Raw genomic sequence first — 12843 nt, forward strand, 5'->3', positions numbered from 1 at the left:
ATTTTCATGTCATTGCAAGCGTAGCGCAATGACATGAATTTAGTGTTATTACCTTGTCGTCTTCAGCACAAAATTAGTTATAGCCGTTACAAACTCCGGTTTAAGCGGTAAATCAGGCTCATTATAAGTTGCCTTGTTCTTTTCCTTATCTGCCGGGGCTTCTTTCAGCACATGGTTCATGTTAGGGATAATATCAAGTATAGCATCCGACTTTGCTTTTTTCAGCTTTTCGGCGTCACCAACAGTTACCTGTAAATCGGTGGTTCCCTGGATGATCAATACCGGGGCTTTTACCTTCCTGATCTCGCGCTGAGGGTTATACCTGAACCACGACATCAGGTATTTTTGAATACTTGGCCTGGCTATAAAGTATAATGCAGGGTCGATATTATCGGTTGTTTTTCCCCGCTTCAGGCTATCCAGCATACGATTAAATCCATCTGATATAAAAGCAGGCTGCGATTTCATTTGCTCGGTAAGGATCTTATCGGCCGAATCGCCGGCACCGGCTACAGATATAAAGCCCTTTATCGGCTCATCAAGCGAAGCCATCATGCCAACTAACGAACCTTCGCTGTGTCCAAGAATAATTATACGTGAAAAACGCTCATCTGACGAAAGCATGTTAAGCAAGGCGGCGGCATCTTCTACATAATCCTCAAACCTGATCTCGTTTTCCTTAATGGAAGTTGTGCTTTGCCCAACCAGGCGTTTATCGTAACGAAGTGATGCTATGCCTTTTTTTCCCAGTTCATTAGCTATCATTTTATAAACATTGGCGTGAAGCCCCAATTTAGGACTGTTACCGTCCCTGTCGGTAGGGCCAGAGCCTGCAATGATCAATACCAACGGCACCTTTCCGTTAGCATCCTTAGGCATGGCCAATGTTCCGGATATTGAACCCAATAAAGTTTTAACAGTTACAGGCGACTCAACCAAAGAAGGATCGGTAGATATGCTTGTAGCCGCCGCCGTACTTGGCGCAGCAGTTGCAGCCGGCGCTTTGTACGGTGTCAATGACAGGCCTGTAAATTTATTATCGGCATTTAATGATATATTTAATAAAAAAACACTTTTCTGAAATGTAGCTTTATAATGCGCTATCGGGGTTTCATAGCTTTCAAAATCAGCCTGTAACAATGAGCCCAATTGTGTTTTTAACTGCACAGTTGTACTTTTGAAATCGGCTTGTGAAAGTGCCTTCTTCATTTCTGGCCCAAACAAGCTGTACACGCTATCCGGCTGGTTATTGTTATATAGTTGCTTAAACTTATTTAAAGCCACAGCATAGTTGGCCGGTGGCATTTGGGCAAACAATTTCCCTGCAAAACAGGTAATTAATATAAACAGATACAGTTTTTTCATGTTATAATGGTCAATATACAGTGCGATGATGTATTGAGGCCGAAAATAAAGAAAAAATCATGTTGTTTTGTTTATTTATGCCATTGCGCGCGTTTTGGCAAACAATATTTAGTTGTAATAATGTAAACCCTTTTACCCGGCATAATCCATACTAATGTTGCAACATTGTTTGATATTATATCGTTAAAATACCAATACAATACATATAGTTTTATATATATTGTATTATATTGCGATACATTTTATAATTTTTTAAACTATAGCAAACTTCTACATCTACTAATTAATGAGGGTTTTAACAGCAGGCTTTTTTTTTGCATTCCTGACAGGAATGTATTGTAATTCGTTTGCTCAAACAAAACCTTCAACAATACAGGGTAAAGTTTTAATCGAAAATAACCAACCGGCCGATGCAGCCACCGCAGTATTGCTTGCTGCTGCCGATTCATCTGTATTAAAATCAAACATGGTAAATAAAAATGGCCAGTTTGAATTTCAGGGACTACAGCCTGATAGCTACCTCGTGCTTATCAGCAAAATAGGTTACGTAAAAGTTTATGCCGGCCCTTATAAAGTTACCGCAGGCCAAAAAATAACAGCCAACGATATTGTTTTAAAACTTTCGGATAACCAGCTAAAAGAAGTTAAGGTAGTTGCCCGAAAGCCATATATTGAGGTAAAACCCGGTAAAATTGTATTAAGTGTACAAAACAGCATCCTGGCCGAAGGAAATTCGGCCTTTGATATCTTGCGGCAATCGCCTGGGGTAAGGGTTAACAGCAACGAAACTTTAAGTATTAACGGCAGACAAGCAGCATTAATAACCATCGACGGTAAACCTACCAACCTTACCGGCGATGATCTTACCAGTTTGCTCCGCAGTATGCAAAGCAGCACTATTGACCAGGTTGAAATGATCAGTAGCCCGTCGGCCAAATACGATGCATCAGGCGGGGGCATCATCAACATCATTTTAAAAAAGGGTAAAAACCTAGGCACCAACGGTACGGTTACTGCCATGGCGGGTTATGGAAAGTATTACAAAAGTACAGCAGGCATTGTTTTCAACAACCGCACCAGTAAACTCAATATTTTTGGAAATTACACTTACGATAATAATAAAGGCACACGCACTATTACAACCAACCGTAATATTACTTATAACGAAACCCTGAGTAATTACGATGTTGATTATAACAATATTCAAAAAACCACTAACCACAACTTTAAAATAGGGGCCGATTATACCATCAACCCAAAGCAAACTATAGGCTTTTTAGTAAGCGGAATTATCAGGAGTGATGATTTTACAAAGCACAACGACCTCTACATCAGCAATCAGCATCAGCTCGATTCAGTAATCAGGGCCCGTTCAAACCTCGACAGGGGCAGCAACTATTTAAACTACAATATCAATTATAACGCGGTGTTGGATAAAAGCGGCCGCAGTATCTCGGTAGATGGTAACTATTCAACCTACACCCGCCACTCTAATGAATTTATTACCAATAGCTTTTTTACCCCGGCGGGCAATACTTACCGCGATGATCTTGAGTTGGAAAACCTTTCGCCGTCAGATATTCACATCTGGACATCAAAAGTTGATTTTGTTAACCCATTAAATAAAACCTCACGATTGGAGACAGGCATTAAATATAACAACACCCGCAGCAATAATAATCTCATTTTTGGCCCCAAAATAAACAACATATATGAGGCCGACCCCAATTTCAGCAACAGGTTCCTTTACACCGAAGCAGTGAGCGCGGGGTATATCAATTATGTAAATAAAATAGGTAAGTGGGATATTACCGCAGGTGTACGTGCCGAAAACACTCATGCAACCGGCAAATCATGGGGATTAAATGAGCGGGTACCGATGATAAATACCAATAATTATTTTAACCTCTTTCCGCAGTTACAGATAAGCTATGAGGCCGATAAAAAAAACATCATCGGTATTGGTTATAACCGTGGTATTCACAGACCGCTTTATGAAGATATCAATCCATTTTTGTACTATACCGACCTGTATGATTATCGTGCAGGCAACCCTCAGCTAAAGCCGGAATACACCAACACTATACAGATTTCCCATACTTATAATCAAACTTTTTCAACTGAGCTATATTATACGGTTACTAATAATGCTTATGATTTTCCAGTATATCAGCAAAATGATTCGACTAAGGTTAACATAACTCTCCGTAAAAACTTCGGGCAGATCTTTGTTTACGGGGCTTCATTCTATGCGCCTGTGCAATTTACCAGATGGTGGTCGGCCAGTTTTAATCTTGATGCTATTTATGTGCGTTACAAAGCGTACGCGCAAAACGGGGATTTTGACAGGGGTAAGCAGGACATTATTTTTGGCAGCACACAAAATTTCACCATCACCGGTACATTACTTGGTGAAATATCGGGCAGGTATGAAACCCCAACTATTTACGGCATCAATGAATTAAAAGCAAGCTATTCGGTAAACGCGGGTATCAGCAAGCAAATATTGGATAAGCGGGCCACTGTTAAATTAGCACTAAACGATGTATTTAATACCGACAGAGGGCGCAACCATGCCAGCTATCAAAACATTGATCTTTCGGAGGTAAACAAACGCGATACGCGCATTGTAAGGCTCAATTTTACCTATCGTTTTGGCAAAAGCACCATTAAATCGGCTAACAAACGCAATACGGGTAATGATGATGAGCGCCGCCGCACCGGAAATTAATAATGCGCATACCTAACCTTTAATTCAGGGTATTTGCCTTTTATATGGGTAACAAAGAAATGCCCAAGCGAATCGGAGTTAATAAACTTGTTATAGGCAGATAAAGGAAAACCAAAGTACTGCCACACACCGCCATTTTCCCGAAATTCGAGTTCAAGAATGCGGGCCTCAGGGTCATAGCCAACGCTGCTTAAAGCCGATGATTGTACTGTAAGTCGTTGCATTTATTATATATACTATATTAAATACAAAAAAGTTTTTAAAATATCAGCCCGCGTGACCGCTTATCATACTGGTTAAAATGATAAGCAGCACAAGTACAGTAATGGCTGTGTACAGGTAATCTTTTTCCATAACAAAGCCAATAGCCGAAAACACCACCCTGATAACCGGCGTAGCTATCAGCAAAATTATCCCGGCCTGAATAATGGCCCTGCCGCGTAAGGTAAATATCCCCTGTATAATACCACCCGGATTACTCACAAAATCGGGCACACCAACAAATTTGCTATAATCAACGTGGGTTTGTCCATGTCTGTACAGGTAAATAACCCCACCAATAAAAATAACGCTCATTGATACCAGCACTCCCGTGCGCAGTATCCAGCCTATTACGGCTTGCATATCGGTATCTTTGAATTTGTTCATTAGCTCAATTGTTCATTAGTTCATTGGTGGCTTAGTTCAAAAAGCATTCATTAAATCTGTCATTCTATACTTCAGAAAAGACCAATGAACGATTGAACTAATGAACCAGTGAACTATATAGTTCCTGTAATTCCTTTATATATCATTTGCGATGCCAAAAAAGTAACCACCACGGCAAAAACCACGCGTAGCCATCCCGATGAAGAGGTATGTACCAATATTTTTGATCCGCTTAAGGCACCTAATAAAACCCCTATAGCTACCGGCATCGAAAGCCCCGGATCAATGTACCCCCGTTGCAGGTAAACTACTGCACTTGCGGCTGCCGTAACCCCTATCATAAAGTTACTGGTAGTAGTTGATACCTTAAAAGGGATGCGCATAATGCCATCCATCGCCAAAACCTTCAGCGCTCCCGAACCTATGCCCAGCAAGCCTGATATTACGCCTGCAAAAAGCATCATGAAAAATCCACCGCCTACGTTCCTTACCGAATAGGTTACCTCCCCTGTTGGGCCGGGGAAACTGCCGTTTAATTTTAGCTTTTCGGCTAGTACACTTTTTTGCTGATGGATTTGCTGCGATTTTTTCCGTAACGACATTACTGCCGAAAGGATCAGGATCACTCCGAATAAAACTGCTATAAAATTAGTCGGGATATAAACCGCTATCAGTGCGCCAACCATGGCGCCAGCCGTTGTGGCAATCTCCAGAAACATCCCCAGCCTGATATTGGTGATTCCTTCTTTAACGTACGCTGCGGCAGAACCTGATGATGTAGCAATAACCGAGATCAGCGAAGCCCCGATGGCGTATTGAATATCCACCCCAAGTAAAATAGTGAGCAGCGGAATAATAACAACCCCGCCACCCAACCCGGTTAACGAGCCCAGCAAGCCCGCCAAATATGACCCAACAAGTATAATAAGTGTTAGTACTGTTACCGACATAGGGTAATTGATATTTACTGGCTAAAGTAAGGATTTTATCATTAGGTAAGGGAGCCGACAAATCATTGCTTATGTTAATGGTAGTTTTGTAATACAACTATTGAAAATATCCTGATGACAATGAAATGAATCCTCCCAATGAACTAATTTCTTAATTTCGCCCTATGGGTTACTCAAGTTTACAAGCCTGCATTACCGATCTCGAAAAAAATGGTCACTTGGTTCGTATCAAAGAACAGGTTGATCCCTATCTGCAAATGGCTGCAATACATTTACGTGTATTTGAAAATGAGGGGCCCGCTATATTATTTGAGAATGTAAAAGGCAGTAAATTCCCCGCAGTATCTAACCTGTTTGGTACACTCGACAGGTCGAAATTCATATTCAGGGACACGCTCGAAAAGATCAAGGTTCTGGTCGATATTAAAAACGATCCCATAAAGGCTATAAAAAATCCTTTTAAATATGCAGGTGTTGGCTTAACGGCGCTCTCGGCATTGCCTATGAAAAGCGGTGCAGGCGCGCCTATTAAATTTGGCAAATGCAACATCAGCGATATCCCGCAAATTGTAAACTGGCCTATGGATGGTGGCCCGTTTGTTACCATGCCCCAGGTATATACTGAGGATGCCGACAAACCGGGCATTATGAACGCCAACCTGGGCATGTACCGCATCCAGCTTGCCGGTAATGACTATGTACAAAACCAGGAGATTGGTTTACATTACCAGATACACCGGGGTATTGGTGTGCATCAAACCAAAGCCAATGCCAAAGGGCAACCCTTAAAAGTTAGCATTTTTGTAGGCGGACCGCCGGCACATCCGGTAGCTGCCGTAATGCCCCTGCCCGAAGGCTTATCAGAAATGACTTTTGCAGGCGCATTAGGGAACCGTCGCTTCCGATACTTTTATGATGCCGAAGGTTTCTGTATTTCGGCTGATGCTGATTTTGTGATCACTGGCACAGTTATGCCGCACGAAAATAAACCTGAAGGGCCCTTTGGCGATCATTTGGGCTATTACAGTTTGGTACATCCTTTCCCGCTGATGAAAGTACATAACGTTTATCACCGTAAAGATGCTGTATGGTCGTTTACTGTGGTTGGTCGCCCGCCGCAGGAGGATACCAGTTTTGGGGCACTAATCCACGAAATTACCGGTTCGGCTATTCCTAAAGAAATTCCGGGCTTGCATGCAGTTAATGCTGTTGATGCCGCCGGTGTGCATCCACTGCTCTTCGCTACCGGCAGCGAGCGCTATACCCCCTATCTTAAAGAGCGTAAGCCGCAGGAGATAGTTACTATCGCCAATCACATATTGGGCAAAGGCCAGCTAAGTCTTGCTAAATACCTATTCATTGCCGCGCAGGAAGATGACCCAAAACTTAATGTAAACGATATTGGTGGTTTCCTGAAGCATATTCTGCAAAGGATAGATCTTACCCGCGACCTGCATTTTTATACCAATACAACCATCGATACACTTGACTATAGCGGCGAAGGCTTAAACTCGGGTAGTAAATTAGCTGTTACCGTAGCCGGCGAAATCAAGCGTGAACTGTGGGCTGAGCTGCCCGATTGGTTTAGTCTCCCCCGCCCCATCAGCGCTTACAAAATGGCCATGCCTGGTGTGCTCATGGTTGAAGTGCCCAAACATGTAAATCACAAGGACATAGATAATATTATCAGCATTATAGAATACAGCCTGCAGGATGAAGACCTTACCGGCTTGCCCTTAATGGTACTTTGCGATGATGCCGGTTTCGCCGCACAAACCGTCAACAATTTCGTCTGGGTAACCTTTACCCGCAGCAACCCATCGCATGATATTTACGGTGTGGGCAGCTTTACCGAACACAAACACTGGGGTTGTAAAGGCCCACTGATTATTGATGCCAGGATAAAACCCCATCACGCCCCTGTGCTTGAACGGGTACCTGAGGTTGAAAAAACAGTGGACAAATTGGGCGAAAAAGGCGGATCGTTGTTTGGGGTTATTTGAGTCTGAACCGGGATTAAACAGATTCGGGGATTTATAGGATTTCCAATTCTGTTAATTCTTAAATCCTGCAAATTCTTATTCAGACAGCGTTAAGGATTGCAGCGGATACCGGCCATGTGGCTAAGGCCCGCGCAGTATGCGCGGAAAGCCTGGGCCGCAGGCAACGCCATTATTGATTTCGGATCTGGCATGTTCGATTTCGGATTTGAAAATATTATTGTCTTAAAAAGTCACAAGTGAGCCACGCACAATCAAGCGCGCAACACTTGCGCCAAAAGAAGAAAATACATATATCCTCGTTGCCGTGTCCCCACGGCAACTTTTGCCTTAGCCGAGTATTTAAAGAGAGGCTCCAATCTATTCAAATTAGATACTTCAATTACTCAAAATCTAACTTTAAACGCAACCAAGGCACTTTTTCAAAAAATAAACCTCTAATAAACTCTTAATCTACAATCACTAATCACTATATTAGCATCCTTTTAATTTTAATCATGGATATATTTTACGGAACAGGGGTAGCTATGGTAACCCCTTTTCATGCGGATGGTCAAATTGACTACAACGGGTTGAGAAACCTGATTGAACATTTGATTGATGGCGGGGTGGAATACCTGGTGTCGTTAGGTACAACCGGCGAAAGTGCCACATTGAGCGAGGCTGAACGAAAGCAGGTTTGGGCTTTCACAGCCGAAGTGGTAAATAAGCGCGTTGGCCTGGTGGCGGGTATTGGCGGTAATAATACTCATGAAGTTGTTGAGCAGATAAAATCGTTTGATACAGAAGGCTATGATGCTATACTTTCAGCAAGCCCGCATTATAACAAACCTACCCAGGAGGGCATTTATCAGCACTACAGGGCTATAGCACAAAATACTAAACTACCTATAATCCTGTATAACGTACCAAGCCGTACAGGCAGTACCATCAGCGCCGAAACAACTGTACGCCTGGCAAAGGAGTTTAAAAACATAATCGGCATCAAAGAAGCATCGGGCAATTTCGACCTGTTTAACCAGTTGATGCGCGACAAACCCGAGGATTTCCTGTTTATATCAGGCGATGATCCGGTTACTTTGTCCATGATGGCTTTAGGCGGGGTTGGTGCGATATCTGTTATTGGTAATGCTTTGCCGCGTCAATTATCTGACATGGTTAGGCTTTTGCTGAATAATGATTATAAAGGCGCGCACGAAGCACATTTTAACCTGATTGAGTTTACCCGATTAATGTTTGCCGAAGGCAGCCCTGCAGGTGTTAAAACTGCCCTAAAACAATTAGGCATCTGCGGCGATACAGTACGGCTACCATTGGTACAGGTAAGCGAAAAAACTGCAGATGCTATTGCCGTTGAGCTTAAAAAGCTGGCTCCGGTAGCAGTAAAAGCATAAAATACAAGAATCATCTACAAGCGTCATTGCTATGTACGAAGCAATCCCCTATTAGCAGGTATGCCCTGTAAAGTTTGCGATTGCTTCGTACCTAACAATGACGTTTTTTATATTCCCTGGAGGGCTTTTTTAGCCACATGTCGAAGCTTTCCATAAAATAAAAAACCCGGTCAATGGACCGGGTTTTTTATTGGAATAAGATGATAAAAATCTTACTAAGCCTCTTTATTCTTCGCCTCCTGAACTTCAAGGCGGATTGCCTGTGCCAGGTTTTTTAGATCCTGCATACCTTTACGTACACGTGTACCGGCAGCGCTGTTTCCTTTATTGTAGAATTTGTCGGCGTCGGCCTCTAAAGCTGCTACAAGCTCTTTTACTTCAGTAAATTTTTTCATTTAATTACTCCTTTTAAATTTTGAGGTTTATTGTTTTAATTAAAGCTAAGCTAAAATGTTTTTTGTTAATTAAAAACTTTTAAAGCCAAAAAATACGGCCTTGACAATGGTTTTTTTCCACATTTTTACCGTTTTTACTTTATTAGCTTTTGCTTATTTTTCATTAAAAAGTTCAAATCAAACTTATACTTTAAAATAAGTTTGATTAATAATCAAAATACAGAACATAAATTACTATAAATAATATTTACGGCAATCTATACACCCTAAACACAGTATTTAAATACTATTAAGTATTAATATATCCAGCGGGTTTAAAAAGTCTGCTGCAGTATATCAGGATAGTGCTGATGCACTTTTAGTATCAATTCGCCAAATAAAGTGTTAGCCCAGGCAAACCATTTGCGGGTAAAGTCCTTTGCATCGTCTTTATTAAAGGATTCGTGCATGAAACCGGTGCCTGCATGTGTGCTTTTCAGCCATTTGATACACTGTACAATCTCTGCTTTATCGGTTGATGTAATACCGCGCATAATGATTGCCATTGGCCAAATATAACCTATACCCACGTGCGGACCACCAATGCCTTCGGCAGCTGTGCCTTTAAAATAGTAAGGATTACTATCGCTCAACACAAACTTACGGGTGCTTTGGTACAGCGGGTCATCAACTTTTACAGAATCAAGATAAGGCAGGGCCAACAGACTCGGAACGTTCGAGTCATCCATGAAAAGTTGATTTCCATAACCATCAACTTCAAACGGAATAACCTGGCCAAATTGCGGGTGATTACCCACAGCGTATTGCTTAAGCGCTGCCTGAACCTCATTTGCTAATGCTTTGCAGGCATCAGCGGTGGCACTATCATGGCCTATAGTGCTGTACATTTCGGCCATCTGATTTAAGCTTGCTACCGCGAAATAGTTTGACGGGATCAGGAATGGATAAATGGTTGCATCATCCGACGGACGGAAGATGGAGCAGATCAAACCAACTGGTTTAACGGGATTCCCATAGCCTCTATTTGGTGCGGTATCACTTTGTGTTTCGGTTTTGCGCTGGAAAAAGTATGGGCCTTTACCATCCTTACGTTGCTGTTCTTTGAAAGTAGCCAGGATGATCTTACCTGCTTTTTGCCAGCTCTCGTCGAAAAAGCTACTGTCGCCACTTATTTTCCAATAATTGTAAGCCAGCCTTACAGGGTAGCAAAGTGAATCTATTTCCCATTTGCGCTCGTGCAATTCGGGTTTCATGGTAGTGCGATCGCTGTCCCATTCGCTGCCGGTTGGGCCCTCGTTAAAGGCATTTGCATACGGGTCAATGATCACGCACTTAGCCTGGCGGCTCAATACACCCTGGATTAATTTTTTTAATGCCGGGTCATTTTTAATGAGTGGTAGATACGGCCAAACCTGTGCCGATGAATCACGCATCCACATAGCGTTGATATCGCCCGTGATTACGAAGGTATCAGGCTTACCATCTTTTTCAGAATAGTTTACGGTAGTATCTAAAGTGTTTGGATAGCAGTTTTCAAAAAGCCAGGCAACTTCAGGGTCTTTGATGTCGGCCTTAACCTTTTTAATGATGGCTTCAACAGCCTTGCTGGTGAACTTACGGTCGGCCAGTTTTGGGCGCTGGCTTTCAAAGGCAGGAGCCACAGCCGAAGCAAATACAGGAGTTACACCTAAACCGATACCGGCAGCTGCAACGCTGTTAATTTTTATAAAATGTCGTCTGGTTAATTTCATGGTTTTGATATGGTAGGCGTAAAAATAGAAAAGGGTTTTTGTTAAACAAAAAAGCTTGCTAAAATAATTTAGAAACGTTTTATCAAGGATTTTTAAGGGGTGGTAATCTTCAACGTAGAGATGCATCACATACGTCTGCCCAAGGGGCAAAAGCTCCTCCCCATTTATTCACCATAGCGGCATTTCAAACGGGAGATGCATGTGATGCCTCTACATCAAATGCAAAAAAACAAAAAAAGCCCCGGATCTCTCCGAGGCTTCTAAGTATTATCAAATGCGTTTAAGCAATTTCCAGTTTATTCTCTTTGTAATAACCGGCCTTTAATTTTTCACCGATAGCGCTGTACGCATCAAGAGTACGTTGTACATCCTCCAAACTATGAGCCGCTGTTGGGATCAGCCTTAGTACAATTAAGCCTTTAGGGATAACCGGGTACACTACTATTGAGCAAAAGATACCATAATTCTCGCGCAAGTCTCGGGTTAAGGCTGTGGCCTCAAAAAGATCACCCTTTAGAAATACCGGGGTAACCATAGTGTTTGAAGCACCCAGATCAAAGCCACGCTCTTTTAAACCTGCTTGCAAGGTATTTGCAATCAACCATAATTTCTCGCGAAGTTCTGGTTGAGTCTTTAACATTTCAAAGCGTTTTTTCAAACCTAATACCATAGGCATTGGCAACGCCTTGGCAAAAGTTTGCGAACGCATGTTGTAGCGCAGGTAGTGGATAATATCCTGATCGGCAGCTACAAAAGCGCCAATACCCGCCATTGATTTGGCAAAGGTGGCAAAGTACACATCCACCTCGTCCATACAATCCTGCTCTTCATGTGTACCCGCACCGGTTTTACCCATGGTACCAAAACCGTGTGCGTCATCAACCAGTAAACGGAAGTTAAATTTCTTTTTAAGGTCGGCAACTGCTTTAAGTTTGCCTTGCGCACCCGACATACCAAAAACACCTTCGGTAATTAACAGGATACCGCCGCCGGTTTGTTCGGTTAGGCGAGTTGCACGTTCAAGCTGTTTTTCGCAGCTTTCAATATCGTTGTGCTGGTAAACAAAGCGTTTACCCATATGTAAACGTACACCATCAATAATACAGGCGTGCGATTCGGCATCGTAAACAATAACGTCATTCCGGTCAACCAGCGCATCAATTATAGATACCATTCCCTGGTAACCGTAATTTAGCAAAAAGGCCGATTGCTTGCCAACAAAGGCAGCCAGGTTGTTCTCCAGCTCTTCGTGATGAATTGAGTTCCCCGACATCATTCTTGCGCCCATAGGGTAAGCCATACCGTAATCAGCAGCAGCTTGCGCGTCGGCCTGCCTTACTTCGGGATGATTAGCCAAGCCAAGGTAGTTATTCAGGCTCCAAACTAAATGCTCTTTTCCCTTAAACTCCATGTGCGGGCCTATCTCACCTTCCAGCTTAGGAAAAGAAAAATAACCATGCGACCACTTTTGATGCTGACCTATCGGCCCACCCAAGCTTTTTGTTATTTTATCAAATAAATCCAAAATGAATTGTTTTTATAAATTTAGTTGCAAATATAGCCGTTAAAACACCTTTAAACAATAGCTATAACTTTTTAGAATAGCTTA

At 42.4% G+C, this 12843-nt stretch carries 10 protein-coding genes; 3 read left to right on the forward strand and 7 right to left on the reverse strand.

Annotated elements, in window-relative coordinates; all coding sequences use genetic code 11:
- Window positions 1-48: 48 nt before the first annotated feature.
- Window positions 49-1365, reverse strand: a complete 1317-nt coding sequence (locus tag BLS28_RS24450; RefSeq protein ID WP_091173811.1) for an alpha/beta fold hydrolase — start codon at window positions 1363-1365, stop codon at window positions 49-51.
- 286 nt (window positions 1366-1651) lie between these two features.
- Here BLS28_RS24450 and BLS28_RS24455 point away from each other — a divergent pair, with 286 nt between their 5' ends.
- Entirely contained in the window at window positions 1652-4096 is a 2445-nt protein-coding gene (locus BLS28_RS24455) for an outer membrane beta-barrel family protein (RefSeq protein ID WP_091173814.1), read from the forward strand.
- Here BLS28_RS24455 and BLS28_RS24460 read toward each other — a convergent pair.
- The 3 genes from BLS28_RS24460 to BLS28_RS24470 all read right to left on the reverse strand — a co-directional run bounded on the left by BLS28_RS24460 (window position 4093) and on the right by BLS28_RS24470 (window position 5694).
- Window positions 4093-4320 carry a KTSC domain-containing protein gene (locus BLS28_RS24460; RefSeq protein WP_091173819.1) on the reverse strand — a complete coding sequence of 76 codons (228 nt, stop codon included), beginning with the start codon at window positions 4318-4320 and terminating at the stop codon, window positions 4093-4095. The two genes, BLS28_RS24455 and BLS28_RS24460, sit on opposite strands and share 4 nt — an antisense overlap.
- A gap of 43 nt (window positions 4321-4363) precedes the next feature.
- Complete coding sequence (locus BLS28_RS24465) at window positions 4364-4744, reverse strand: DUF1634 domain-containing protein (protein WP_091173822.1); 381 nt, start codon at window positions 4742-4744, stop codon at window positions 4364-4366.
- 113 nt (window positions 4745-4857) lie between these two features.
- Window positions 4858-5694, reverse strand: coding sequence for a sulfite exporter TauE/SafE family protein (locus BLS28_RS24470; protein ID WP_091173826.1), 837 nt, complete (start codon window positions 5692-5694; stop codon window positions 4858-4860).
- Window positions 5695-5858: 164 nt separating this feature from the next.
- Here BLS28_RS24470 and BLS28_RS24475 point away from each other — a divergent pair, with 164 nt between their 5' ends.
- Together BLS28_RS24475 and dapA are read left to right on the forward strand one after the other, a co-directional pair.
- Window positions 5859-7697, forward strand: coding sequence for a UbiD family decarboxylase (locus BLS28_RS24475; RefSeq protein WP_091173830.1), 1839 nt, complete (start codon window positions 5859-5861; stop codon window positions 7695-7697).
- 494 nt (window positions 7698-8191) lie between these two features.
- Window positions 8192-9088: a 4-hydroxy-tetrahydrodipicolinate synthase gene (dapA, locus tag BLS28_RS24480; protein ID WP_091173833.1), complete on the forward strand. Its 897-nt coding sequence runs from the start codon at window positions 8192-8194 to the stop codon at window positions 9086-9088.
- 215 nt (window positions 9089-9303) lie between these two features.
- Here the strand turns inward: dapA and BLS28_RS24485 are convergent, their stop codons facing one another.
- The 3 genes from BLS28_RS24485 to BLS28_RS24495 form a co-directional block, all read right to left on the reverse strand.
- On the reverse strand, window positions 9304-9483 hold the full coding sequence (locus BLS28_RS24485; RefSeq protein ID WP_090529881.1) for a BF3379 family histone-like protein: 180 nt from the start codon (window positions 9481-9483) through the stop codon (window positions 9304-9306).
- Window positions 9484-9797: 314 nt separating this feature from the next.
- On the reverse strand, window positions 9798-11234 hold the full coding sequence (locus tag BLS28_RS24490; RefSeq protein WP_091174094.1) for a glycoside hydrolase family 125 protein: 1437 nt from the start codon (window positions 11232-11234) through the stop codon (window positions 9798-9800).
- Window positions 11235-11514: 280 nt separating this feature from the next.
- A complete protein-coding gene (locus BLS28_RS24495; RefSeq protein WP_090529883.1) occupies window positions 11515-12759 on the reverse strand; it encodes an aminotransferase class I/II-fold pyridoxal phosphate-dependent enzyme in 1245 nt (414 codons plus the stop codon).
- Window positions 12760-12843 lie beyond the last annotated feature (84 nt).

Source organism: Mucilaginibacter gossypii, assembly GCF_900100945.1.
Classification (GTDB): domain Bacteria; phylum Bacteroidota; class Bacteroidia; order Sphingobacteriales; family Sphingobacteriaceae; genus Mucilaginibacter; species Mucilaginibacter gossypii.

Coding starts and splice junctions, on each gene's coding strand:
- BLS28_RS24450 (WP_091173811.1), bottom strand. CDS start 1,365: ATGAAAAAACTGTATCTGTTTATATTAATTACCTGTTTTGCAGGGAAA.
- BLS28_RS24455 (WP_091173814.1), top strand. CDS start 1,652: ATGAGGGTTTTAACAGCAGGCTTTTTTTTTGCATTCCTGACAGGAATG.
- BLS28_RS24460 (WP_091173819.1), bottom strand. CDS start 4,320: ATGCAACGACTTACAGTACAATCATCGGCTTTAAGCAGCGTTGGCTAT.
- BLS28_RS24465 (WP_091173822.1), bottom strand. CDS start 4,744: ATGAACAAATTCAAAGATACCGATATGCAAGCCGTAATAGGCTGGATA.
- BLS28_RS24470 (WP_091173826.1), bottom strand. CDS start 5,694: ATGTCGGTAACAGTACTAACACTTATTATACTTGTTGGGTCATATTTG.
- BLS28_RS24475 (WP_091173830.1), top strand. CDS start 5,859: ATGGGTTACTCAAGTTTACAAGCCTGCATTACCGATCTCGAAAAAAAT.
- dapA (WP_091173833.1), top strand. CDS start 8,192: ATGGATATATTTTACGGAACAGGGGTAGCTATGGTAACCCCTTTTCAT.
- BLS28_RS24485 (WP_090529881.1), bottom strand. CDS start 9,483: ATGAAAAAATTTACTGAAGTAAAAGAGCTTGTAGCAGCTTTAGAGGCC.
- BLS28_RS24490 (WP_091174094.1), bottom strand. CDS start 11,234: ATGAAATTAACCAGACGACATTTTATAAAAATTAACAGCGTTGCAGCT.